The organism is Pseudomonas germanica (assembly GCF_019614655.1).
Classification (GTDB): Bacteria; Pseudomonadota; Gammaproteobacteria; order Pseudomonadales; family Pseudomonadaceae; genus Aquipseudomonas; species Aquipseudomonas neuropathica.
This window is the reverse complement of record NZ_CP071586.1, coordinates 4,201,477-4,224,483: the sequence shown is the minus strand read 5'-3', so window position 1 is coordinate 4,224,483 and position 23,007 is coordinate 4,201,477. Positions and strand designations below refer to the sequence as shown.

Annotated in this window: 22 protein-coding genes; 10 read left to right on the top strand and 12 right to left on the bottom strand. The window is 60.5% G+C overall.

Annotated elements, in window-relative coordinates; translation table 11 throughout:
* Positions 1-356 precede the first annotated feature (356 nt).
* The 3 genes from J0G10_RS18510 (at position 357) to J0G10_RS18500 (ending at position 4,352) form a co-directional block, all read left to right on the top strand.
* Positions 357-1,841 (top strand): NCS1 family nucleobase:cation symporter-1, encoded by a 1,485-nt coding sequence (locus tag J0G10_RS18510; RefSeq protein ID WP_095047979.1) that lies wholly within the window; start codon positions 357-359, stop codon positions 1,839-1,841.
* Between the two features lie 158 nt (positions 1,842-1,999).
* Positions 2,000-3,283 carry a Zn-dependent hydrolase gene (locus tag J0G10_RS18505; protein ID WP_220556431.1) on the top strand — a complete coding sequence of 428 codons (1,284 nt, stop codon included), beginning with the start codon at positions 2,000-2,002 and terminating at the stop codon, positions 3,281-3,283.
* 127 nt (positions 3,284-3,410) lie between these two features.
* Positions 3,411-4,352, top strand: coding sequence for a DHH family phosphoesterase (locus tag J0G10_RS18500; RefSeq protein WP_095124551.1), 942 nt, complete (start codon positions 3,411-3,413; stop codon positions 4,350-4,352).
* Here the strand turns inward: J0G10_RS18500 and J0G10_RS18495 are convergent.
* Both J0G10_RS18495 and J0G10_RS18490 read right to left on the bottom strand, forming a co-directional pair.
* Entirely contained in the window at positions 4,322-5,188 is an 867-nt protein-coding gene (locus tag J0G10_RS18495) for a CAP domain-containing protein (RefSeq protein ID WP_220556430.1), read from the bottom strand. The two genes, J0G10_RS18500 and J0G10_RS18495, sit on opposite strands and share 31 nt — an antisense overlap.
* Before the next feature lie 302 nt (positions 5,189-5,490).
* Positions 5,491-6,261 carry an alpha/beta hydrolase gene (locus J0G10_RS18490; RefSeq protein ID WP_220556429.1) on the bottom strand — a complete coding sequence of 257 codons (771 nt, stop codon included), beginning with the start codon at positions 6,259-6,261 and terminating at the stop codon, positions 5,491-5,493.
* 112 nt (positions 6,262-6,373) lie between these two features.
* On the opposite strand from J0G10_RS18490, the gene J0G10_RS18485 reads away from it, so the two are divergent.
* The gene (locus J0G10_RS18485; RefSeq protein WP_176471237.1) at positions 6,374-7,318 is read left to right on the top strand and encodes an aldo/keto reductase; all 945 of its coding nucleotides are present in this window, start codon (positions 6,374-6,376) and stop codon (positions 7,316-7,318) included.
* Between the two features lie 19 nt (positions 7,319-7,337).
* Here the strand turns inward: J0G10_RS18485 and J0G10_RS18480 are convergent, their stop codons facing one another.
* On the bottom strand, positions 7,338-8,231 hold the full coding sequence (locus J0G10_RS18480) for a LysR family transcriptional regulator (RefSeq protein WP_095047974.1): 894 nt from the start codon (positions 8,229-8,231) through the stop codon (positions 7,338-7,340).
* Between the two features lie 97 nt (positions 8,232-8,328).
* Between J0G10_RS18480 and J0G10_RS18475 the strand changes: the two genes are divergently transcribed.
* The gene (locus tag J0G10_RS18475; protein WP_095124554.1) at positions 8,329-8,805 is read left to right on the top strand and encodes a (R)-mandelonitrile lyase; all 477 of its coding nucleotides are present in this window, start codon (positions 8,329-8,331) and stop codon (positions 8,803-8,805) included.
* Positions 8,806-9,250: 445 nt separating this feature from the next.
* On the opposite strand, the gene paoC is transcribed toward J0G10_RS18475, so the two are convergent.
* From paoC to J0G10_RS18455, 4 genes are all read right to left on the bottom strand, one after another.
* Positions 9,251-11,449: an aldehyde oxidoreductase molybdenum-binding subunit PaoC gene (gene paoC, locus J0G10_RS18470; protein WP_220556428.1), complete on the bottom strand. Its 2,199-nt coding sequence runs from the start codon at positions 11,447-11,449 to the stop codon at positions 9,251-9,253.
* Positions 11,446-12,402, bottom strand: coding sequence for an FAD binding domain-containing protein (locus tag J0G10_RS18465; RefSeq protein ID WP_095047971.1), 957 nt, complete (start codon positions 12,400-12,402; stop codon positions 11,446-11,448). The genes paoC and J0G10_RS18465 overlap by 4 nt, the downstream gene beginning before the upstream one ends.
* Positions 12,399-13,022, bottom strand: coding sequence for an aldehyde dehydrogenase iron-sulfur subunit PaoA (gene paoA, locus J0G10_RS18460; RefSeq protein ID WP_093440843.1), 624 nt, complete (start codon positions 13,020-13,022; stop codon positions 12,399-12,401). The genes J0G10_RS18465 and paoA overlap by 4 nt, the downstream gene beginning before the upstream one ends.
* A 290-nt stretch (positions 13,023-13,312) precedes the next feature.
* Positions 13,313-15,067, bottom strand: coding sequence for an L-lactate permease (locus tag J0G10_RS18455; protein WP_220556427.1), 1,755 nt, complete (start codon positions 15,065-15,067; stop codon positions 13,313-13,315).
* A 243-nt stretch (positions 15,068-15,310) separates the two neighbouring features.
* Between J0G10_RS18455 and J0G10_RS18450 the strand changes: the two genes are divergently transcribed.
* Positions 15,311-15,514, top strand: a complete 204-nt coding sequence (locus J0G10_RS18450) for a hypothetical protein (RefSeq protein ID WP_007918829.1) — start codon at positions 15,311-15,313, stop codon at positions 15,512-15,514.
* 115 nt (positions 15,515-15,629) lie between these two features.
* A complete protein-coding gene (locus J0G10_RS18445) occupies positions 15,630-16,694 on the top strand; it encodes a hypothetical protein (protein ID WP_220556426.1) in 1,065 nt (354 codons plus the stop codon).
* Between the two features lie 71 nt (positions 16,695-16,765).
* On the opposite strand, the gene J0G10_RS18440 is transcribed toward J0G10_RS18445, so the two are convergent.
* Positions 16,766-17,041, bottom strand: a complete 276-nt coding sequence (locus tag J0G10_RS18440) for a hypothetical protein (RefSeq protein ID WP_095047967.1) — start codon at positions 17,039-17,041, stop codon at positions 16,766-16,768.
* Between the two features lie 306 nt (positions 17,042-17,347).
* On the opposite strand from J0G10_RS18440, the gene J0G10_RS18435 reads away from it, so the two are divergent.
* Positions 17,348-18,430 (top strand): hypothetical protein, encoded by a 1,083-nt coding sequence (locus tag J0G10_RS18435; protein ID WP_220556425.1) that lies wholly within the window; start codon positions 17,348-17,350, stop codon positions 18,428-18,430.
* 2 nt (positions 18,431-18,432) lie between these two features.
* Positions 18,433-18,786: a DUF1428 domain-containing protein gene (locus tag J0G10_RS18430; RefSeq protein ID WP_220556424.1), complete on the top strand. Its 354-nt coding sequence runs from the start codon at positions 18,433-18,435 to the stop codon at positions 18,784-18,786.
* A 116-nt stretch (positions 18,787-18,902) separates the two neighbouring features.
* Here the strand turns inward: J0G10_RS18430 and J0G10_RS18425 are convergent, their stop codons facing one another.
* The gene (locus J0G10_RS18425; protein ID WP_095047965.1) at positions 18,903-19,094 is read right to left on the bottom strand and encodes a hypothetical protein; all 192 of its coding nucleotides are present in this window, start codon (positions 19,092-19,094) and stop codon (positions 18,903-18,905) included.
* 107 nt (positions 19,095-19,201) lie between these two features.
* Here J0G10_RS18425 and thpR point away from each other — a divergent pair, with 107 nt between their 5' ends.
* Positions 19,202-19,723, top strand: a complete 522-nt coding sequence (gene thpR / locus J0G10_RS18420; RefSeq protein WP_220556423.1) for an RNA 2',3'-cyclic phosphodiesterase — start codon at positions 19,202-19,204, stop codon at positions 19,721-19,723.
* A 235-nt stretch (positions 19,724-19,958) separates the two neighbouring features.
* On the opposite strand, the gene J0G10_RS18415 is transcribed toward thpR, so the two are convergent.
* The 3 genes from J0G10_RS18415 to J0G10_RS18405 all read right to left on the bottom strand — a co-directional run bounded on the left by J0G10_RS18415 (position 19,959) and on the right by J0G10_RS18405 (position 22,999).
* Entirely contained in the window at positions 19,959-21,056 is a 1,098-nt protein-coding gene (locus J0G10_RS18415) for a polyamine ABC transporter substrate-binding protein (protein ID WP_220556422.1), read from the bottom strand.
* Between the two features lie 189 nt (positions 21,057-21,245).
* Positions 21,246-22,121 (bottom strand): ABC transporter permease subunit, encoded by an 876-nt coding sequence (locus J0G10_RS18410; protein WP_220556421.1) that lies wholly within the window; start codon positions 22,119-22,121, stop codon positions 21,246-21,248.
* Entirely contained in the window at positions 22,118-22,999 is an 882-nt protein-coding gene (locus J0G10_RS18405; protein ID WP_371857722.1) for an ABC transporter permease subunit, read from the bottom strand. Before J0G10_RS18405 ends, J0G10_RS18410 begins: the two co-directional genes overlap by 4 nt.
* Positions 23,000-23,007: the final 8 nt, after the last annotated feature.

Sequence of the window (23,007 nt, the reverse complement as noted above, 5' to 3'; positions counted from 1 at the left end):
ATCAGCCGCTTGAAGTTGAGCTGCGGTTGCTCGCTCACGGTGAAAATAAATGCAGTGCACCAGATTGAGTCCTGTCTGTTCGGACAACTTGCCAAGTGTTTAGCCTGAGCACCCAGACAAGTTTCCGCGAACTCATCCGGTGAATAATTAAAACTGATGAATATCAGAAAGTTGCAAAGCGTTTGAAACACCGCCCGATGCGTAAGCGGGGCACCCGGCACGTTTATTGATGCCGCCGCTGACACCATGGCCGGTGCACGAAAGTTGTCAGTTCCTCCGGCCATCGTCCGGCTCGCGCACTCGTGTGCAAGCCGCCTGATGAGCAAAAAAATAATCAGAAGAACAGTGGAGCGGCCATGCAACAGATCAGATCGCAAGTGACCGAGCGCGACGGCTTGTTCGAGCTTGAAGCCGGCAGCGACGTCCTCGACAGTCCCCGTTACAACCACGACATGGCACCGACCAAGGTGCGCGAACGTACCTGGAACAAGTGGCACATCACCGCGCTATGGGTCGGCATGTCGATCTGTGTGCCGACTTATACCCTCGGTGGCGTGCTCACGGCGTACTTCGGCTTGAGCGTCGGTGAAGCGCTGCTGGCGATTCTGTTCGCCAACGTCATCGTGCTGATTCCGCTGACACTTAACGCTTTCCCCGGCACCAAGTACGGCATCCCGTTTCCGGTGTTGCTGCGCTCGTCGTTCGGCATTCTCGGCTCCAACGTGCCGTGCCTGATTCGCGCACTGGTGGCGTGTGGCTGGTTCGGCATTCAGACGATGTTTGGCGGGCTGGCGATTCACCTGTTTCTCGGCTCGGTGTTCGAGGGCTGGAAATCCCTCGGCGGCACGGGGGAGGTGATTGGCTTCATGGTGTTCTGGGCGTTGAATCTGTGGGTGGTGATTCGCGGTGCCGAGTCGATCAAGTGGCTGGAAACCTTGTCGGCGCCGCTGTTGGTGGCGGTCGGCATCGGGCTGCTGGTGTGGGCGATGCCCAATGTGTCGATGACCGAGCTGCTGGCGATTCCGGCTAAACGTCCGGAGGGCGCCAGTGTGGTCAGTTACTTCGCCGCCGGGCTGACCGCAATGGTCGGTTTCTGGGCCACGTTGTCGCTGAACATTCCTGACTTCAGCCGTTATGCCAAGAGCCAGAAGGATCAGATCCTCGGGCAGATTTTCGGCCTGCCGCTGACGATGTTTTTGTTTGCATCGCTGGGCGTGATCATGACCGCCGCTTCGGTGAAACTGGTCGGTGTCACCGTCTCCGATCCGGTCACTCTGATCGGTCATATCCAGAGCCCAGTGTGGGTCGCGGTGGCCATGGCGCTGATCATTATCGCCACGTTGTCGACCAACACTGCCGCGAACATCGTCTCACCGACCAACGACTTCCAGAACATCGCACCGAAGGTCATCAACCGCACCAAAGCGGTGTTGCTGACCGGGTTTGTCGGACTGTTGCTGATGGGTCATGAATTGCTGAAAAAACTCGGTTTGATCGTCTCCGATGTCAGCCTGGAAACCGTGTATTCCAACTGGCTGCTGGGTTATTCGAGCCTGCTCGGGCCGATCGCCGGGATCATGGTGGTGGACTATTTCCTGATCAAGAAACAGCAACTGGACCTGGCCGGTTTATACCGCGACGACGTCTATCCGGCGTGGAACTGGGCCGGGTTTCTCGCGTTCGGTGTGCCGGTGGTGCTGACCTTGCTGTCGCTGGGTAGCGATGCGTTCAGCTGGTTCTACAGCTATGGCTGGTTCACCGGCTCGGCGCTGGGCGGGATTATTTATTACGGGTTGTGCGTGATGCGTGCGCAGCCTTCGGTCGTTAAATCAGCGGTGTAAGTGAGGGCCCCATCGCTGGCAAGCCAGCTCCCACAAGGATTGAGTCGTACACAAATTGTGTGTTCAACCCAAAACCTGTGGGAGCTGGCTTGCCAGCGATGTCGGCCTGACAGACACCACAGCAGTATCCATAGGAAAAGCAGCCTGAGGAGATCCCCATGAACGCAGCCGTAGACGTTCTGCAATCAACCCATCAGCACATCAACCGCGACCGCTTATGGGCGTCGCTCATGGAGCTGGCCAAGCTCGGCGCCACGGTCAAGGGCGGTGTCTGTCGCCTGGCCCTGACCGATCTCGACCGCCAGGCCCGCGACCTGTTCGTGCAATGGTGCAAGGACGCCGGATGCAGCGTCACGGTCGATGCCGTCGGCAACATCTTTGCCCGCCGCCCGGGGCGCAATCCCAACCTGCCGCCGGTGATGACCGGCAGTCACATCGACACCCAACCCACCGGCGGCAAGTTCGACGGATGCTTCGGCGTGCTTGCCGGCGTCGAAGTCCTGCGCACGCTCAACGACCTCGGTGTGGAAACCGAAGCGCCGCTGGAAGTGGTGGTCTGGACCAACGAAGAAGGCTCACGCTTCGCCCCATGCATGATGGGCTCCGGTGTGTTCGCCGAGAAATTCACCCTCGAAGAAACCCTCGCCAAAGTCGATGCCGACGGCGTCACCGTTGGCGAAGCGCTCAACGCGATCGGCTACGCTGGCCCGCGCAAGGTCAGCGGGCATAAGGTCGGCGCCTATTTCGAGGCGCACATCGAGCAAGGCCCGATCCTCGAAGACGAACAGAAAACCATCGGCGTGGTGCTCGGTGCTCTGGGGCAGAAGTGGTTCGACCTCAAACTTCGCGGCGTCGAAGCGCATGCCGGCCCGACGCCGATGCACCTGCGCAAAGATGCACTGGTCGGCGCTTCGGTGATCGTCGGCGCCGTCAACCGCGCCGCCCTCGGCCACCAGCCGCATGCCTGCGGCACCGTCGGCTGCCTGCAAGCCTATCCCGGTTCGCGCAACGTCATTCCTGGCGAAGTGCGCATGACCCTCGACTTCCGTCATCTGGAACCGGCGCGTCTGGACTCGATGATCGCTGAAGTAAAGCAAGTCATCGACGCCACCTGCGAAGAACACGGCCTGACTTATGAACTGACCCCGACCGCGGACTTCCCGCCGCTGTACTTCGAAAAAGGCTGTGTGGAAGCGGTGCGCAGCGCAGCAAAAGGGCTTGGCTTGTCGAATATGGACATCTTCAGCGGCGCCGGCCATGACGCGATTTTTCTCGCCGAACTCGGACCGGCCGGGATGATCTTCGTGCCGTGCGAAGGCGGCATCAGCCACAACGAAATCGAGAACGCCGCGCCGGATGATCTGGCGGCCGGGTGTGCGGTGTTGTTGCGGGCGATGCTGGCGGCTTCGGCGATGGTCGCGGGAGGGCAGCGGGCGGCTTGAAGATGAAAAGATCGCAGCCTTCGGCAACTCCTACAGGGAAACCATAAATCCTGTGTAGGAGCTGCCGGAGGCTGCGATCTTTTCGCTGTCACCACAACGTCATGAAAATGTGCGATTTTGCCGGCCCATGAAAATCATAACCTCCGGCGCGTCCTATCTGGACATCGACGCCTACGCCTGCTGCATCGCTTATGCAGAACTGCTCAATCTGCGAGGCATTCCTGCCCGCGCCATGAGCAGCGCACAACCCAACGCCAGCGTTTCGCACACCGTGCTCGGCTGGGCTGCTGCTTTTGACGATTGCCAGCCGACGCTGGACGATGAGTTTGTCCTGGTCGATGTCTCGGACTATCACCATTTCGACCCGTTGGTGGTGCTCGAACGGGTGGTGGAAGTCATCGATCATCATCCGGGGTACGAGCATTACTGGGCGCAGAAGCTTGGGTCTGCTGCCGATATTCGCCCGATCGGCGCGGCGGCAACTCAGGTTTTTCAGCGCTGGCAGGCGGCCGGTGTGCTGCTGCAGATCAGCGTGCAAAGTGCCGCTTTGCTGGCCACCGCGATTCTCGACAACACGCAGAATTTCACCGGACAGATGACCACGCCAGCGGACATCGAGGCTTACGCCGACCTCGCTTCACGGGCAAAACTGCCGGCAGACTGGCCTCGGCAATATTTTCTCGAGTGCCAGGCCAACATCGAGTCGAACCTTGCCGCTGCATTGGCAGCCGACTCGAAACGGATGAAACCCGAGAGCAACCTGCCATGCTTTTTCGCGCAAATGACTGTTTGGGATGCCGACACCTTGCTGCAAAAGCACCGGCCGATGATCAATTGCTGGATGGCAGAGCAGGGCGATGACTGGCTGCTGAATGTGATCAGTATCCGCGACCGCGAAAGCTGCTTTCTGGCGCCAGCCGAGGTCAGCCAGCAAAAGCTCAATCGCTTGTTGCCACTCGACTGGCAGGGCGGATTGGCCGTGCGGGCACCCTCAATGCTGCGCAAGGAACTATTGAAATTGGCACTGGACGCTGCCAGTCACTGCGCGCCAAACACCATCGTCCAGTAAACCCCTTCGTCACTGCGCGTCTCACTGGCAAACCCGGCGCCGACCTGGGTAAACATCGGATTCATCAGGTTGGCGCAGTGCCCGGGGCTGGCCAGCCATCCAGCCATGGCCTTGCCCGGTGAACTCTGTCCGGCAGCAATGTTTTCGCCGATCTGCCGACCGCGATAGCCGGCCGCCCGGGCGCGATCGGCAGGCAGGTCGCCGTCCGGATCGCGGTGGGCGAAGTAGTTGCCGTAAGCCATGGCTTTGCTGTGCCCCTGCGCGGCTGCGCCCAGTGCTGCGTTCCAGCTCAACGGCCGGGCGGCGGCGAAGCGCTGGCGTCCGCACATCCGTGGCCGGGCGCGCGCGGCGTTTACCTCAGCGAGCAAGGCCTTGCCGACGCTGCGGTTATCGCCGACACGGCTGTCGAGCACCGGTTGCGCCAACACCACTTGCCATTCATTACGCGAACGACTGACACCGATGTCGGCGTAGCTCGCATCCAGCAGCGCGGCGCAGTGTTCGTCTTGCAGCAGGTCGAAGGCCTCTTCGGCGTCCTCGGCCCCAATCACGCGAATACTGCGCACCGCGATGGCGGAATACCCGGACGACTTCAGCGCTTCACGCATGCCACCGGCGTAGCGATAACCGATCGGCAAGGCCAGGTTCGACTTCAGCGCCAACGGTGCCAGACGTTGCGCCGGGCGTCGATCGCAGCGCTGCGGATGGGCACGATAGTCGTTGATGGCAGCCACCAGTTGTCGCTCCGCACCGGCATGGGCGGTTTCAGCGAACAGCGGTGAAAGGATCAGCAGGCACAGCGAAACGAAGCGAGACGAACGAACGGCGTGGCGCATGAGACGGGCAGCTCTGAAGGAGGACAGCGCAAAAGTTGAGTGAACCGCAGAAAGCGGCGCGAGTAGGACTGGTCTTTTTCGACTTGGTTCAAGGGGCGGGGAGGGGGTTTATTGTGGGGCGACGACTTGCTGCATGTTTCAGGACGATTAAGCGTGGTTGGACTGGCCTCATCGCTGGCAAGCCAGCTCCCACAGGGGACGGAGCCGTACACAAAAATTGTGTTCACCGCAAAAACTGTGGGAGCTGGCTTGCCAGCGATAGCGTTCGCCCAGCCAACACAAAAAGCACGGGTGAATCCTCATTAGCGATTCAACAGATCCCCCATCCACTGCAAATACTGCGCACGGTCGGAAATCGAGTTATGCCCTGACTCCGGTACCACTCTGAGCAGCGCCACGCCTTGCGGGAAACTTTCCAGCAAACGCTGGGTGCTGGCGCGAGGGATCACCTCGTCGTCACTGGCCGCCAGCAGCAACGTCGGCACGCGGATATGCGCGGCGTACTTGCCGGACTCAAATCGCTCCTTGAGCAACCACTTCACCGGCACCCACGGGTATTGCCGCGCCGCGATTTCTTCAAGGCTGTTGTAAGGCGTCACCAGAATCAAATGTTGCAGCGGCCGCTGACTGGCCAGACGCACCGCGACGCCCGATCCCAGGCTGCGGCCAATGAGCGAAACCTGCGGGTGGCTGGCGTACACCTGATCAAAAAGTGCCAAGGCATCCTCGGCAATCGCCGCTTCCGACGGTGAACCGCCGCTGCCACCGAAACCGCGGTAGTTGAGCAGATACACCGCGTAATCGGGAAACGCCTCGGCAAACTCCGGCAGATTGCGCGACACGTCCTCGGCATTGCCGCCGAAATAGATCAGCGCCCGTGGCCCGACACGCTCGCGGGTGATCACTGAAACCCGCGCGTCCGGCATCGACAGGATCAGTTGTGAGTCGCTGCCGCTGACGGCATTGGGCTGCGGAAAATAGATCAGCGAGCGCTGAAAAAAAAACAGCGCCGCGCACAGCACCAGGTACACGGCAACGATCAATGCGACGAGTGACATCAAGGTTCGGGACATTCGGCTACTTTTAACGGTGTGTGAAGGATCGCTGTCGCAGTGTAGTTCAGCCCTGCAACCGGGCCGCTCGCACACACAACATGCAACAGATCAGCGCAACAGGGGAACCAGCATGAGCCACACTGAGGGTTACTCCCGTCGCCGATTGCTCACGCTGGCTGCCGGGGTTTCGGCGGTCTTCACCTTTGATCGGGCGCTGGCCACAACCACCACGTCCGCGACCACCGGAGGCCAAACCATGCAGACCCGTGCCATCCCGTCCAGTGCCGAGTCGCTGCCAATCGTGGGCCTGGGCACCTATCGCGGCTTTGACGTCGCGCCCGGTGACCCGGCCTATCGGCAATTGCCGGCGGTGCTCGATGAGCTGTTCAAAAAGGGCGGCACGCTGATCGACAGTTCACCGATGTATGGCCGCGCCGAACAGACTGCCGGTGAACTGCTATCGATCCACGAACCGCGTTCGCCAGCATTTCTGGCGACCAAGGTGTGGACGCGCGGGCGCAAGGAAGGCATCGCGCAGATGGAGCAGTCGTTCAGCCTGCTGCGCACCGAACGCATCGACCTGATGCAGATCCACAACCTGCTCGACTGGCAAACCCACCTGCCGACCCTACGTGAATGGAAGGCCCAGGGGCGCATCCGTTACATCGGCATCACCCATTACACACCCTCGGCCTACGACGAAGTCGAAGCGGTGCTGAAGGCCGAGCCACTGGATTTTCTGCAAATCAACTACGCCCTCGATGACCGAGGCGTGGAGAAACGTATTTTGCCTTTGTGCCGCGAACGCGGCGTCGCGGTGATCTGTAATCGGCCGTTCGGTGGCGGGGGACTGCTGGCCCGGCTCAAAGGCAAATCGCTGCCGGGCTGGGTGTCGGATGTGCAGGTCAACAGTTGGCCACAATTGGCGTTGAAGTTTCTGCTCTCGCATTCGGCGGTGACTTGCGTGATCCCGGGCACGGGCAATCCGCGCTATATGGCCGATAACGCCAAGGCCGGGTTCGGGCCGATGCTCACCGATGCGCAGCGGCATCAGTTGATTGCGCTGCTGGGTTAATCGATCTCGTAGACGGCGCTCAGCCGCGATAGCGCAACGCCTCCAGCAACAACGCAAACGCCGGCGCAGCCTGACGACGGCTCGGGTAATACAGGTGATAACCGGCAAACGTCGGGCACCAGTCTTCCAGCACTTGCCGCAATCGGCCGTCGGCCAGATACGGTGCGACGATGTTTTCCGGGATGTAACTCAGGCCGAAACCGTCCAGCGCAGCGTCGAGCAACGGGTAGACACCGTTCAAGGTGATTTGCCCGGAGACCCGCACTTTCAGGCTTTCGCCATCCTTCTCGAACTCCCAGCTGTACAACCCGCCATTGGTCGGCAGGCGCAGGTTGTTGCAGGCGTGGTCGGTCAGGTCGCGGGGCGTTTGCGGCTTGGCGCGTTTGGCAAAATAGGCCGGTGAACCGACCACCGCCATGCGCATGTCGGGGCCGATGCGGGTGGCGATCATGCCTTGCGCGACGTCTTCGCCCAGGCGCACGCCGGCGTCGAAACCCTGGCCGGCGATGTCGACGAAACCATAGTCGCAGCTCACCTCGACGCTGATGTCCGGGTACTGCGGCAGAAAGGATTTGAGCACCGGGCGCAGCAGCCAGTCCAGCGAATGATCGGTGGCGTTGAGGCGGATCTTGCCCGCCGGGGTGTCACGTAGATTGCTCAGTGCCGCCAGTTCCACTTCGATCTCTTCGAAGCGCGGGCCGATGGTTTGCAACAGGTGCTCGCCAGCCTCGGTGGGCGAGACGCTGCGGGTGGTACGGGTCAGCAGACGCAGGCCCAAACGGGCTTCGAGTGCGCGGATGGTATGGCTCAACGCGGACTGCGAGACACCGAGCTTGGCCGCGGCCTTGGTGAAACTGCGCTCGCGGGCCACGGCGAGGAAGGCGAGCAGGTCGGTGGCGTTTTCTCGAAGCATTGATGAGTGTCCTGCATAAGTTTTTTCGAATTCTAGTCGATTATCTGAAGAGTTGACGCCGGTAGAGTGCTGACTTTGTTTATCCGGAGGAACCGCCATGAACCCGATTGCCGCTTCTGCATTGACCCTTTCCCTGTTAGCGGGTGAGGTGCAGGCCAATGAAACACCACGAGTGACCGTCACACCGAATGGTTCGCAACCTTCGGCCAAGGGCCCAACGGACTGGTTCACCGGCACTGTGCGGGTCGATGCGCCGTTCAAAGGCACCGAAGCAGCGCGGGTCAGTGGTGCGACGGTGACGTTTGAGCCGGGCGCGCGCACCGCGTGGCATACACATCCGTTGGGACAGACCTTGATCGTCACGGCCGGTTCCGGGTTTGTGCAGGAGTGGGGGCAGCCGGTTCGTGAGATTCGTCCAGGGGATACCGTGTGGATTGCGCCGGGGGCCAAGCATTGGCACGGTGCGGCGCCCGGCACGGCGATGACTCATATCGCGATTGCTGAAGTGCTCGATGGCAAAGTCGCGGATTGGATGGAGCAGGTGAGTGATGAGCAATATCCGCGAGCTGACTGAAAGCTGTTGGTAGCGCACTAGCACCCCATGCTGGTGCGCCACCTGATTTCCCTCACCCCAGCCCTCTCCCGGAGGGAGAGGGGGCCGACCGAGGTGTCTTGCGCCATACATCGACCTGAGAGACCGAGTCGATTATGGGTTCACAGCACTTCGACCTGAAAGTGCCGTGTCGATTACGGGTTCACAGCACTTCGACCTGAAAGTGCCGTGTCGATTACGGGTTCACAGCACTTCGACCTGAAAGTGCCGTGTCGATTACGGATTCACAGCACTCCGACCTGAAAGTGCCGTGTCGATTACGGATTCACAGCACTCCGACCTGAAAGTGCGGTGTCGATTATGGATTCACAGCAAGACGTTCACGTCGGTGCAGCCCTCAAATATCCCCGGATCGGTCCCCTCTCCCTCTGGGAGAGGGCTAGGGTGAGGGGCTCTTTTCAGGCGTTTAGATCATCTCCGGCAGTGAAGAGAGGATTTTATCGAGGGTGATTGGATACTCCCGCACCCTAGCCCCCGTAGCATTGTAAATAGCATTCGCCACCGCCGCACTGACCCCGCAAATCCCCAACTCACCGACACCCTTGGCCTTCATCGGCGAAGACAGCGGATCGGTCTCATCGAGGAAAATCACCTCCTGATGCGGAATGTCGGCATGCACCGGCACTTCATACCCGGCCAGGTCATGGTTGACAAAAAAACCAAGTTTCTTGTCCACCGCCAACTCTTCCATCAACGCTGCACCGACGCCCATGGTCATCGCACCAATCACCTGACTGCGCGCCGATGTCGGATTGAGAATCCGCCCTGCTGCACACACCGCCAACATGCGCCGCACGCGTACTTCACCGGTGGCCGCGTCGACGGCGACTTCGACGAAATGTGCGCCGAAGGTCGACTGCTGATACTTCTCGGCCAGATCACCGAACTCGATGCTGTCCTCGCCGACCAGCGCGCCGCCTTCAGCCGCGTTGCGCAATGGCACGCTCTTGCTGCCGACGCGCACCTGACCGTCGATGAATTTGGCCTGGTCCGCCGCCAGCCCCAGTTTGCTCGCCACTGCTTCGCGCAGTTTTACGCACGCGGCATAGACCCCGGAGGTCGAGCAGTTACCGCCGAACTGGCCGCCGGAGCCGGCCGACACGGGGAAGTTCGAGTCACCCAGCCGCACCACCACCGCGTCGAGGCCAACGCCCATCATCTCGGCGGCAGTCTGCGCGATGATCGTATAGCTGCCGGTGCCGATATCGGTCATGTCGGTTTCCACAACAATCTTGCCGTCACGCTCCAAATGAACGCGGGCGCCGGACTTGACCAGCAGGTTGTTGCGAAACGCCGCAGCCACGCCCATGCCGATCAGCCAGCGACCTTCACGACGGCTGCCCGGTTGAGCCTTGCGCTGATCCCAGCCAAATTTCTCGGCCCCGGTCTGCAGGCACTTGATCAATTGCCGCTGGGAAAACGGCCGTTCGGTCTTCACCGGATCGACCTGCGTATCGTTGAGAATGCGGAATTGCACCGGGTCCATCTTCAGTTGCTCGGCCATCTCGTCCATGGCGATTTCCAGCACCATCAACCCCGGTGCTTCACCCGGCGCACGCATGGCGTTGCCTTCGGGCAAATCGAGCGGCGCGAGGCGCATGCTCACGCGACGGTTTTCGGCGGCGTACAGCAACTGGCTCGGTTGTGCGGCGAGTTCGACCTTGCCGTCGGCGAGGTTGCCCGACCAGCCTTCGTGAGCGATGGCGGTGAGCTTGCCGTCCGCCGTGGCGCCCATGCGGATGCGCTGAATTGTCGCCGGACGGTGCGTGGTGTTGTTGGCCATCTGCGGGCGGGCGAGGGCCACTTTCACTGGTCGGCCAGCCATGCGCGCACCGAGGGCGGCGAGAATCGCGTCGGCGCGGATGAACAGCTTGCCGCCGAAACCGCCACCGATATACGGCGAGACCAAACGAACTTTTTCCTTCGGTAGGCCGAGGGTTTTCGCAATGTCGCCGACACTCCACGCGACCATCTGATTGGAGGTCCACAACGTCAGTTGATCGCCTTTCCACGCTGCCAATGTCGCGTGCGGTTCCATCATCGCGTGGGACTGGTCCGGGGTGGTGTAAGTCTGATCGAACTGCACCGGCGCGGCGGCAAAGGCCTTGTCGAAGTCACCATGATTGACGTCGGGCAACTCGTCTTTCGGCTCGACGCCCAAGTCTTTCACGCTGGCCAGATCGAATTTGCCTTCGGTGGTTTCATAATCGACCTTGACCCGTTGCGCGGCGGCGCGGGCCTGTTCGAAGGTCTCAGCGACGACCAGCGCGACGGCTTGCTGATAATGCTGCACTTCGGGACCGGCGAGCAGGTGGGCGGCGTTGTATTGACCCTTGTCGAGCTTGCCGGCATTCGCGGCGGTGACAATCGCCAGCACGCCCGGCGCGGCTTTCGCCGCGTCCAGATGAATGGCTTTGATCCGCCCTTTGGCGATGGCCGCATCGACCATGACACCGTAGGCCTGATTGGCGGCCGCTTCATGCTGCTCGTAGGCATACGTGGCCTGGCCGCAGGTTTTCAACGGCCCTTCGATGCGCTCGGTGGGTTGGCCGATGACCTTCAACTGGTCGATTGGGTTGGTGGTGGCGGGCGTGTCGAATTTCATGCTTCATCCCTCGCTTGCGCCAACACCGAGCCGAGCGTGCGCTCGACCAGGGTCAGTTTGAACTGGTTGTCGTGGGTCGGCGTGGCGCCGTCGAGCAGGCGTTCGCTGACGGCTTTGGCGCCTTTTGGCAGCAGCGCTTCGGCCGCTTCAACCCGCCACGGTTTCGGCGCGATACCGCCGACCGCAACGCGGCCGCTGCCGTCTTTTTGCAGGATCAGGCCGACCGAGACCAGCGCGAATGCGTAGGACGAACGATCACGCACCTTGTGATAAATGTGGGTGCCGCCGACGGGCGCGGGCAGTGTCACCGAGGTGATGAACTCGCCGGGCGTCAGGCTGGTTTCGATGTTCGGCGTGGTACCGGGCAACTGGTGAAAGTCGGCCATGGCGATGCTGCGGGTGCTGCCGTCGGGTTTCACCGTGTCAATCTGCGCATCGAGGGCACGCATGGCAATTGCCATGTCACTCGGGTGCGTGGCGATGCACGCGTCGCTGACGCCGATGATGCCGAGTTGCCGACTGACCCCGCCAATCGCCGCGCAACCGCTGCCGGGATTGCGTTTGTTGCAGGCTTGATGGGTGTCGTAGAAATACGGGCAGCGCGTTCGTTGCAGCAGGTTGCCGGCGGTGCTCGCCATGTTGCGCAACTGTCCGGAAGCCCCGGCGAGCAAGGCGCGCGAGAGCAGGGCGTAGTCTTTCCGCACGCGCATATCGGCCGCCAGATCGGTGTTGCGCACCAGCGCGCCGATGCGCAAGCCGCCCTCGGGCGTGGCTTCGATCTGATCCAGGCCGAGGTGGTTGACGTCGATCAGGTGCAGCGGGGTTTCGATGTCGAGTTTCATCAAGTCCAGCAGGTTGGTGCCGCCAGCGATGAAGCGTGCGCCTTCGACCTGTGCGGCTTGCGCAGCGGCAGCGGCGGGGGAGTCGGCGCGGCTGTAATTGAACGGTCTCATGCCGGTACCTCCGCGACTTCGGTAATGGCTTCTATGATGTTCGAGTAGGCACCGCAGCGGCAGATATTGCCGCTCATGCGCTCCTGAAACTCTCTGGCGATCAACTGCGGCGCCTCGGTGAGGCTCTCACTGACGTGGCTGGGGATACCGTCGCGGATTTCCTTGATCACTGACACCGCCGAGCAAATCTGCCCCGGTGTGCAATAGCCGCACTGATAGCCGTCGTGCTTGATGAATGCGGCCTGCATCGGGTGCAGATTGTCCGGCATGCCGAGGCCTTCGATGGTGGTGATCTCGCTGCCTTCGTGCATTACCGCCAGGGTCAGGCAAGAGTTGATGCGTCGACCATCGGCGATCACCGTGCAGGCGCCGCACTGGCCGTGGTCGCAGCCTTTTTTGGTGCCGCTCAGGTGCAGGTGCTCGCGCAAGGCATCGAGCAGGGTCGTGCGGGTGTCGACGTCAAGCGCACGCGGCTTGCCGTTGACGTTGATCGTCACTTTGCTCATGGCCGGTTGCTCCAGGTTGGCCGCATAGGCCTTGAGGCTGATAAACGGCGGCATCGCGAAGGCAGTGGCGGTCACGGCGCCGAGGATCAGAAATCCGCGTCGGGAAATCGTCATGGTTCGATTCCTTTTCTCTCTTCATCAGGGCAGCAGGGTCGTGAATGGCCCAAGCAGGCAGCCAGCGTCATCGCCGGTCTCGTTAAGGAGTGACTGCCGGAAAGAGGAAAAGGTTTTGTCGGATTTGCGCTATAGAGTTATGCGCACAGCTCATCAATCTTCTGCCTTACATACATCCCTGTGGGAGCGAGCCTGCTCGCGAAGAGGTCGGCCCAGCCAAAATCTTCATTGCCTGACCGGCCGCTTTCGCGAGCAGGCTCGCTCCCACATTTGAAATGTGTTCGGCCGGACTAATGCCCGCCCACCACCATCGAGGTAAATGGCGCCACATACGCCTGCAACGTCACCAGCCCGCCGACAAGAATTGCCAACACAATCGAGTGGAAGAACACATAGCGCAGAATCTCGCCTTCATGCCCGTACCAACGGGTCGCGGTGGAGGCGACCACGATCGATTGCGCATCGACCATTTTGCCCATCACCCCGCCGGAGCTGTTCGCCGCCGCCATCAGGATCGGACTGATCCCGAGCTGTTCCGACGTCACCCGCTGCAAACCACCAAACAACACGTTCGACGCGGTATCCGACCCGGTCAACGCCACTCCCAGCCAACCGAGCAACGTGCCGAACATCGGGTAGAAAATCCCCGTCGCGGCAAACGCCAGACCCATGGTCGCGTCGAGTCCCGAGTAGCGCGTGAGAAACCCCAGCGCTAGCATCGCTGCAATGGTGATCAACGAAAACCGCACCACCCACAACGTGCGCAGGTACTGCTTGATCAGTTGCGGGATGGAATAGCCCATCAGCAAACCGCCGACAATTGCTGCCAGCAGAATCCCGCTGCCGGTGGCGGTCAGCCAAGTGAATTTGTACACCGCTTCTTCCGCTTTCGGCGCGGCAACCACGGGCGGGACTTTTTCGATTTGCAGGTGCAGGCTGGTGAACGTCACCGCCGGGGCGAAAATCGGGTTGGCCTCGCGCAGCGGTTTGCCAGCGGGATCAAGCTTGGCCGACTGGGTGACCGGATCAATCGCGGGCCGGGTGTCGAACATATTCTTGAAGCCTTGAGTGCCCCAGGCAAAAACGAATACGGTGAGGATGATCCACGGCATCCACGCGCGCATCACCGCCGGGCGCGCCTGATCGCTGAACGCGGCGCTGGCAGTGACTTTTTCTTCCTCGACTTTGGAATTGTCGACGCGCCCCGAAAGCGCTGCCGAGGTGTGAATGGTCGCCGGTTTCCATACCTTCAAAAACAGCGTCAGACAGGCCATGGAAATCAGCGCGGCGATCACGTCCACCAACATTGGGCCGTGGTAGTTCGACACCAGAAATTGCGGGATCGCGAAGCTGACGCCGGCCACCAGAATCGCCGGCCAGATCTCCAGCATCTTGCGCCACCCGGCGAAGGCCCAGATCAGCCAGAACGGCACTAGCACCGAGAAAAACGGCAACTGCCGACCAACCATCATCGACAGTTCCATTTCATCCAGCCCGGTAACTTTGGCCAGCGTGATGATCGGCGTACCGAGTGCGCCGAATGCCACCGGCGCGGTGTTGGCGATCAGCGCCAGACCTGACGCGGCCAACGGCGAAAACCCCAGCCCGATCAGAATCGCCCCGGTCACCGCTACCGGCGTGCCGAACCCCGCCGCACCTTCGAAAAACGCACCGAAGCAGAATGCGATCAGCAACAACTGCAAACGGCGGTCATCGGTGATCCGCGCAAGGGAATCCTGCAGCACTTTGAACGAGCCGTTCTCGGTGGTCAGACGGTGCAGAAAAATGATGTTGAGGACGATCCAGCCGATTGGCAGCAAGCCATTCGCCGCACCGAACAACGCCGCAGAACCGGCCATGCTCGCCGGCATGCCGAAGGCAAAAATCGAAATCAGCAGGGCGGACGCCAGCGCCAGCAGCGCCGCGAGATGCGCCTTGACGTGGAAGAACGCCAGCGCCGCAAGCATCACCACCACCGGTACGGCGGCCATGAGCGTGGAGATCACCGGGTTGCCGAACGGGTCGTAAATTTGCTGCCAGACCATGGTCCACCTCTGCTTGTTGTTATTGAGGGCGCAGATCCATTGCGTGGTGCTTGGTTGCAAGGAGTATAGGTGGCGTTTCGCCGCCGCTCGGTCAGCGCGGGCTGGGCGACAAACGGTCGATAGTGGCCACTGAATCAAAGGCGTTTTGCCCGGTCGTATCTGCGGCTGCGCGCACCGCGTCCTGAAGGCGCGGGCAGCGTCGCCAACTCCGTCGTCAAGACCTTGGTTTTAGGGAAGTATTGAATGAAGCGCGCTACAACGATGCTGCTGACCGTGACCGCCGCCGTATTGCTCGGCGGCTGTGTGGCGGATTTTGATGATGACCACCGCCATGGCCGGCATTACGACCGCGATCATGGCCGCAATTACGACCACGACCGGCGCTGGGACGACCGCGATGATCGTCGCGACGGGCGTCGCTACTACCGCGATCGGGATGATGATTGACTGAGTTCTGCGCGCCCCATTAGTAGAACAGTCGCGCAGACGCGGGGGAGTGGACGCAATGATGGCAATTCAGTAGCATCGCCGTTTTTTTTCCCCTTCTCCCCCAAGGATGATCATGTCTGTGGCTTTGCTGTCGCGCCGTATACCCGTTGTTATCAGTGCAGTTCTGTCGGGCCTGCTGCTGTCGGGGTGCACCCAGTTGGGAACCTATCAGGATTCGGTCGCACCTGATGCCGCTAAGCTGCGCTTTGTCGCCAGCACCGATAACGCGTCGGTGGATTATTACGATGCAGAGCATTGCGATGGCCAGACCACCGGCTTGCTCAACAACCTGTTCATCTTCGACAGTGCGCGCCGGGTGGGCATGAGCGTGGCGCCCCCGGAAAAGGCCAAGAGCTACCTGGAAATCAAGCTGCCGCCCGACAAGGAAATGTACCTGAAGGTCAACACCCAGACCGGTTATGCCGTGTGCGGGTCGGGTTTCAGCTTCAAACCTCAGCGCGATACAGAATATGAGCTGACCTTCGACCTCAAGGGCCGCCAGTGTTCGACGCTGATGCAGCGCGTGCAGCGCATCGATGGCAAGGACGTACGCACGCCGCTCCCGATGAAACGCGAGGGGCTGGCGGCCTGTGCCGGGCGCAACCCGATCTTTCCCAAGCCGCCAGTGCTGCTGCCGGATACGCCGGAGCGGACGGTCATGATCGACCGCATCGTCAATGGCAGCCTCTTCGTGGTGTTGAAGTCCGACGCGAAGACGCGCGCCGCGACGACGTTTACGCCGGAAAAACTCGATTCGCTGGTCAGCGAGCGCAAGGCGAAAATGGGCTTTGAACTGCCAGACGATTACTGGGCGCTGTACCGTCAGAATCTAGACGCCTTCAACATTGAGGGTTCCGCGATTCCCAGCGAGGCGATCACCCGTTCCAGCGACGAGTATCGCAAACGTCTGCGCAGTATCGACGACAAGCGCTTGAAAGAATGGTCTGCCGTCGATGGTACTTCCGGCAAGCGTGGCAATGCGGTGCAGGCCGACATGGAAACCGGCATGATCACGTACTACTTCCAGTCGTCCAAGGAGGTCATGGGCGAAACCGTCATACGCCATCTCGACCGTATGGCCAAAATGGATGCGCAGTACAACGTCTGCTCGCGTTACGCCGAGTGCTGGAAGCGCTGAACGGCGCAATCCTGATGTGAAAAAGCCCGCTGCGCCGATACGGCCAGTGGGCTTTTTTGTGCCTGTTGCAATTAAAAATGAGCGCTCGCCCGGACGCTGGATCGCGCAGGCACAGAGGCCTCGATGTCCAGCAAATGGGTGGCGAGAATGTCGCTCAGAAAACGGAACTGATCGTTGATGCCGACCACTTCATTGTTGAAATGATTCGTGGCGGCGGGCATCAGCAGATCTTCGAAATCTTCGTTGAACACCAGCGCTTGAGCCTTATGCGACACGGCGTGCTGGTCGTAATAGTTGCTGCCGAACACCGGGAAACTCACGGAGAGTGTGACGTGGGTGTGAATCATGTTGTGAACTCCTCGTTGTGTTTCGGATGGGTCAATCGTGCCTTTGATGGGCGGTGGGCGGAAGGCAATCGTGGCGATGGTGAATATCGATGGCAGTGATGGTTAGAGTTTTTGGGGTGTTGCTGATGGCCTTATCGCTGGCAAGCCAGCTCCCACAGGTTCTGAGGCGATCACAAAATCTGCGGCTGCTGGAAATCCTTGTGGGAGCTGGCTTGCCAGCGATGAGGCCGGTACATCCAACATCAGGCTCAATTGACACACCTATACTCAAATCTGCATCCCACTCATCTCAAGGACACCGCCACCGTGAACTCGCGTGCGCTGCTCGTCGCCGCACTGTTGTTGCTGGCCGGCTGCGCCACCTCGGCGCGGGCGCCGGTGTCAGCGCCGCAGGCCGTGTTTGTCTCGCCGGCCACCTGGCAGCAGATCGACCGCGAAATCGTCAGTGCTTCGCAGCAGTCCACCGAGCAAGTCAAAGTCTTCGCCCGTGGTTCGATGGAACATTGGCGCACTCGGGTCTATCAGCAAACTGAAGAAAATTTCATTCCGTGGTTCAGCAGCTACTGGACCCAGGAATGGCTGTCGATGAAAGTCAGTTGGTACACGATCAATGCCGGCGGTGAGCAAGATGCGTCAGCCAAGCGGCTGGCGGCGTATCTGCTTGAGCAATATCAGGAAAGGGTGCTGGCGCCGGTTGCGGTGGAGATCGATCCGGATGCGATTCTGGGGCAGGCGACGGCGTTCTATGCGCAGTTGATGGCGCAACAGATGCCGCTCATCGCCCAGCGTCATGGTGTGCCTGTCGCTCAGCTCAACGGGCGTTTGCAGAAAATCCCTGCCATTGCACTGGGCCCGCCGCCAGCGCGCGATGCTTCGTTGTTTCAAGTGATCAGCACGGAACCGTTGAACACCTTGCCGGCCTATGCCGCGTTGATCGACAAGATCCACACTGACGGCGGCGCCAAGGGCATTGCCTCGACCGATGCTGGCATGGCCCCGGTGGCCAAGCGCGCCAGTCAGCGGATGGAAGCGGAAATGGCCCCGCGCGGGGCCGCCAGTGCTGTAGCGGCCGCGGCGGGGAAACTGGCTGGAGGGCTGATCTCGGTCGGTGTCGCCGGCATTCGCGCCATCCTCCAGGCCAATGACCGACCCGACAGCGAAGCGCTGATTCGCACCAGTCTGGGCAGCACCTTCGACAAAGCCTGGCTGAAACTGGTGCAGAGCCCGACGACTGGCGTTATGGCCGGCACGTTGCACCTGGCCGGGCAGGTCGAGCGCAATCTGGATAGGGTTGATGAACCGTCGGTCGGCTTGGGGGGGAATCGTGTCGAATGGCAGCCGCCGCAATCGACCAATCAGCAGATCGAACCCAACGTGCAAGGAAAGTGATCATGGCTTACATCGATATTTTCGTAGCGCCGGTGCCGACTGCCAATCGTGAGCAGTACAAAAAGCACTGCGCAATCGCGGCGAAACTGTTCAAGGAATACGGTGCACAGGATGTGATGCAGTGCTGGGGCGATGACGTGCCGGAGGGCAAGGTCACGTCATTTCCGATGGCGGTCAAACTCAAGGAGGGCGAGACGGTTTCATCCGGCTGGCTGATCTGGCCCGACAAGGCCACTCGGGACGCCGGCATGGGCAAAATGATGGAAGATCCGCGCATGCAACCGGACGTCAATCCAATGGAGTTTGATGGCCAGCGGATGATCTTTGGTGGCTTTAAAAATATCCTCGAACCCTGAAACCAGCGTAAATCTTTTGTACGAGTGAGCCTGCTCGCGATCGCGGTGGGTCTGTCAATGAAGCATTGAATGTGCGAACGCCATCGCGAGCAGGCTCACTCCTACAGGTATTGTGTTCACTCCGAGGGAGTGATTCTGCAGCTTTTACGGTTGCGGATCTGCTCGTCCGTCGGGCGTTCACGGACGAATTCGAAGCGCGGCTCGCCCTCGCTGTAATGCACCAGCCAGCCCCATTCCAGTTCGCTTTCATCCTGCCCAGGATTGGGCGGCCGGGCCCACCACGGTTCTTTGCTGAGGATCTCGCGCATGGTGGCCTCCGGTTGATGGCAATCCTTGAACTATAGCTTCCTGTCACGAGTCGTCAGATCAGGCTGTGTAGAATCCGGCGGATCACTTTGAACAGGGGAGCAGGGCCATGACCGAAGAAGCGAAGCGACTGTTTTTCGCCCTCGATTGCCCGGCGGTGCAACGCAAGGCAATTGCTCATTGGCGCGGGGAGTTGGGTTTGCGAACCGGTAAGCCGGTGCCGGCGGACAATTTCCACCTGACGCTGCTGTTTCTCGGCGCCGTGCCCTTGGCGCAGATCAACGAAGTCTGCGAGGCCGCCGGACAAGTGCGTACGCCGGGAGAGGCCTTGAGAATTCCGCTTGATCGACTGCAGGTCTGGCATCGCGCCGGGGTGTTGTCGCTCGCCCCCGAGCAGGCCCCGCAGGCGCTGCTGCGGCTGGTCTACGCATTGGAGCAGGCGATGTTGCCTTTTGGTTTTGAAGAGACGCCCCGCGAGTTTCGTCCGCATCTGACCCTCGCCCGAGACTACCGTGCGCCAGAGCCGGAATCCGCCACGCCGCCGGAGTTTTTCTTGCATGCCGAACGCTTTGCCTTGTTCGAATCGCACAAGGGTCGCTATCGCATCCTGCAGGATTGGCCGCTGATTTGAGCGCACAAAAAAAGGCGCCCGAGGGCGCCTGAAATTCACCTTGACCGAGGAAGCCAGGTGAGGCCGTTCATTGCAGGGTGCAGCGGTGGTAAGGCGCTGCGTGAACGGGAAATTTTTACACTGATCGTTCCCACGCTCTGCGTGGGAATGCCTCTTGTGACGCTCCGCGTCACGCTTTGGGACGCAGAGCGTCCCGGACTGCGTTCCCACGCGGAGCGTGGGAACGATCATCGGCTCACTTACCGAGTTTCACCCGGGTCCAGCCACGGGTCATGATCCGCTGGGTGGCAATCGGCTGATCCGGCACCGCATACAGCGTCGCCATCACCGCTTGCGACGGGTACGAACCCGGGTCGTTGCGGATCGCTTCATCCACCAATGGCGTCGCCGCCGCATTGGCGTTGCTGTAGCCGTTGCTGTTGGTGATCTCGGCGATGATCTCCGGGCGCATCAGGAAGTCCATGAACAGGTAGGCGTTCTCGACGTTCGCCGCATCGCGGGGGATCGCGACCATGTCGTAGAAGCTGCCGGCGCCTTCTTTGGGAATGCTGTAGTCGATCACCACGTTGTTGCCCGATTCCACCGCGCGAGCCTTGGCCTGCAGCACGTCGCCGGAGTAACCGACCGCCACGCAGATGTTGCCGTTGGCCAGATCCGAGATGTATTTCGAGGAGTGGAAGTACGCCACGTTCGGGCGGATCTTCATGAACAGCGCCTCGGCTTCCTTGATGTGCGCGGTGTCCTTGTCGTTCACCGGGTAGCCCAGGTAGTGCAGGGCGGCCGGGATCATTTCGGTCGGCGAATCGAGGAAACTGATGCCGCAGGCTTTGAGTTTTTCAGCGTTTTCCGGTTTGAACAACAAATCCCATGAATCGGTCGGGGCGTTGGCGCCGAGCACTTCCTTGACCTTGGCCGGATTGAAGCCGATGCCGATCGAGCCCCACATATAAGGGAACGCGTGGGCGTTGTCCGGATCACTGGCGGCGGCGTTTTTCAGCAGCACCGGGTTGAGATTCTTCCAGTTCGGCAGCTTCGATTTGTCCAGCGTCTGATAGACGCCGGCCTTGATCTGCTTGGCCAGGAAACTGTTCGACGGCACGACCAGGTCGTAGCCGGATTTGCCCGCCAGCAAACGCGCCTCGAGGGTTTCGTTGCTGTCGAAGACGTCGTAGGTCACGCGGATGCCGGTCTCGTCCTCGAACTTCTTGACGGTGTCCGGCGCGATGTAATCAGACCAGTTGTAAACACGCAGCACCTTGTCGTTGGCCTGGGCGCCCATGACCATTGCGCCCATTAAGGACAGTGTCAGCAGAGTCCTGCCAAACATTTTCATCGGTACAACTCCATTCTTTTTATTCACGTTACGCAAAGCCCCCTCACCCTAACCCTCTCCCAGGGGGAGAGGGGCTGACCGAGGGGCTGACTACATTTGTGTAGGAGCTGTCGAGTGAAACGAGGCTGCGATCTTTTGATCTTTCACATCAAGATCAGAAGATCGCAGCGTGCCGCAGCTCCTACAGGGTTATGCGGTGGCGGCTTGTTGCGGTTGCTGCCACGACTCATTCGCCGTCTGATCCATCGCTTCCTGAATTGCCCGCTTGCGGTTGGCTTCTGCCCTGCGGCCGAAGTACCAGACCAGGAAGGTCACCAGCGACACCGCCAGCAGAATCAGGCTGGCCACGGCGTTGATCTCAGGCTTCACGCCCAGACGCACCGCCGAGAACACTTCCATCGGCAACGTGGTCGAACCCGGGCCGGAAACGAAGCTCGCCAACACCAGGTCATCCAGCGACAAGGCGAACGACATCATGCCGCCCGCCGCCAGCGACGGCGCGATCATTGGAATGGTGATCAGGAAAAACACCTTGAACGGTTTCGCGCCGAGATCCATCGCCGCTTCTTCGATCGACAGATCCAGTTCCCGCAAGCGCGCGGAGACTACCACCGCGACATAAGCGGCACAAAACGTGGTGTGGGCGATCCAGATCGTGACGATGCCACGCTCCTGCGGCCAGCCGATCAACTGCGCCATGGCCACGAACAGCAGCAACAGCGACAGACCGGTGATCACTTCAGGCATCACCAACGGCGCGGTGACCAGACCACCGAACAGCGTGCGACCCTTGAAGCGCGTGACGCGGGTCAGCACGAAAGCGGCGAGGGTGCCCAGCGCCACGGCAGCAATCGCGGTGTAGCAGGCGATTTCCAGCGAGCGCACCACCGAGCCCATCAGTTGCGTGTTGTCGAGCAGGCCGACGTACCACTTCACCGACCAGCCGCCCCATACCGTCACCAGTTTCGAGGCGTTGAACGAGTAGATCACCAGAATCAGCATCGGCAGATAAATGAACATCAGGCCGAAGATCAGCATGAACTTGGAAAAACCGAAGCGTTTCATCCCCGTGCCTCCATCTCTTTGGCCTGGCTGCGGTTGAACAGCAGAATCGGCACAATCAGGATCAACAGCATCACCACCGCCAGCGCAGACGCCACCGGCCAGTCGCGGTTATTGAAGAACTCTTGCCACAGCACGCGACCGATCATCAGGGTCTCCGGGCCACCCAACAGTTCGGGAATCACGAACTCACCGACCACCGGAATGAACACCAGCATGCAGCCGGCAATAATCCCGTTCTTGGCCAGCGGCACGGTGATTTTCCAGAAGTTGTTGAAGTTGCTCGAACCCAGGTCCTGCGCGGCTTCCAGCAAGCTGCCGTCGTGCTTCACCAGGTTGGCGTACAGCGGCAACACCATGAACGGCAGGTAGGCGTAGACCACGCCGATATACACGGCCGTGTTGGTGTTGAGGATCTCGATCGGGTGGTCGGTGAGCCCCGTCCACATCAGAAACCCGTTGAGCAAACCGTTGTTGCTGAGGATGCCCATCCATGCGTAAACGCGGATCAGGATCGCGGTCCAAGTAGGCATCATGATCAACAGCAGCAGGACGTTTTGCGTTTCCTTGCCGGTCTTGGTGATCGCGTAGGCCATCGGGAAACCGATCAGCAGACACATCAGCGTGCTCAGCGCCGCGACCTTCAGCGAACCGAGGTAGGCCGACAGGTACAGCTCGTCTTCGCCGAGCATGGTGTAGTTGCCGATGTTGAGCATCAGCTGGAATTTCTGTTCGGCGTAGGTGTAGATCTCCGAGTACGGCGGGATCGACAGCGCGGCTTCCGAGAAACTGATCTTCATCACCAGGAAGAACGGCAACATGAAGAACAGGAACAGCCAGATGAACGGAATGCCGATCACCAGTTTTCGCCCGCTGGGCACCAGGCGCA

Excerpts from the sequence above, each read along its gene's own strand:
- J0G10_RS18510 (WP_095047979.1), top strand. The coding sequence starts at position 357 with ATGCAACAGATCAGATCGCAAGTGACCGAGCGCGACGGCTTGTTCGAG.
- J0G10_RS18505 (WP_220556431.1), top strand. The coding sequence starts at position 2,000 with ATGAACGCAGCCGTAGACGTTCTGCAATCAACCCATCAGCACATCAAC.
- J0G10_RS18500 (WP_095124551.1), top strand. The coding sequence starts at position 3,411 with ATGAAAATCATAACCTCCGGCGCGTCCTATCTGGACATCGACGCCTAC.
- J0G10_RS18495 (WP_220556430.1), bottom strand. The coding sequence starts at position 5,188 with ATGCGCCACGCCGTTCGTTCGTCTCGCTTCGTTTCGCTGTGCCTGCTG.
- J0G10_RS18490 (WP_220556429.1), bottom strand. The coding sequence starts at position 6,261 with ATGTCCCGAACCTTGATGTCACTCGTCGCATTGATCGTTGCCGTGTAC.
- J0G10_RS18485 (WP_176471237.1), top strand. The coding sequence starts at position 6,374 with ATGAGCCACACTGAGGGTTACTCCCGTCGCCGATTGCTCACGCTGGCT.
- J0G10_RS18480 (WP_095047974.1), bottom strand. The coding sequence starts at position 8,231 with ATGCTTCGAGAAAACGCCACCGACCTGCTCGCCTTCCTCGCCGTGGCC.
- J0G10_RS18475 (WP_095124554.1), top strand. The coding sequence starts at position 8,329 with ATGAACCCGATTGCCGCTTCTGCATTGACCCTTTCCCTGTTAGCGGGT.
- paoC (WP_220556428.1), bottom strand. The coding sequence starts at position 11,449 with ATGAAATTCGACACGCCCGCCACCACCAACCCAATCGACCAGTTGAAG.
- J0G10_RS18465 (WP_095047971.1), bottom strand. The coding sequence starts at position 12,402 with ATGAGACCGTTCAATTACAGCCGCGCCGACTCCCCCGCCGCTGCCGCT.
- paoA (WP_093440843.1), bottom strand. The coding sequence starts at position 13,022 with ATGACGATTTCCCGACGCGGATTTCTGATCCTCGGCGCCGTGACCGCC.
- J0G10_RS18455 (WP_220556427.1), bottom strand. The coding sequence starts at position 15,067 with ATGGTCTGGCAGCAAATTTACGACCCGTTCGGCAACCCGGTGATCTCC.
- J0G10_RS18450 (WP_007918829.1), top strand. The coding sequence starts at position 15,311 with ATGAAGCGCGCTACAACGATGCTGCTGACCGTGACCGCCGCCGTATTG.
- J0G10_RS18445 (WP_220556426.1), top strand. The coding sequence starts at position 15,630 with ATGTCTGTGGCTTTGCTGTCGCGCCGTATACCCGTTGTTATCAGTGCA.
- J0G10_RS18440 (WP_095047967.1), bottom strand. The coding sequence starts at position 17,041 with ATGATTCACACCCACGTCACACTCTCCGTGAGTTTCCCGGTGTTCGGC.
- J0G10_RS18430 (WP_220556424.1), top strand. The coding sequence starts at position 18,433 with ATGGCTTACATCGATATTTTCGTAGCGCCGGTGCCGACTGCCAATCGT.
- J0G10_RS18425 (WP_095047965.1), bottom strand. The coding sequence starts at position 19,094 with ATGCGCGAGATCCTCAGCAAAGAACCGTGGTGGGCCCGGCCGCCCAAT.
- thpR (WP_220556423.1), top strand. The coding sequence starts at position 19,202 with ATGACCGAAGAAGCGAAGCGACTGTTTTTCGCCCTCGATTGCCCGGCG.
- J0G10_RS18415 (WP_220556422.1), bottom strand. The coding sequence starts at position 21,056 with ATGAAAATGTTTGGCAGGACTCTGCTGACACTGTCCTTAATGGGCGCA.
- J0G10_RS18410 (WP_220556421.1), bottom strand. The coding sequence starts at position 22,121 with ATGAAACGCTTCGGTTTTTCCAAGTTCATGCTGATCTTCGGCCTGATG.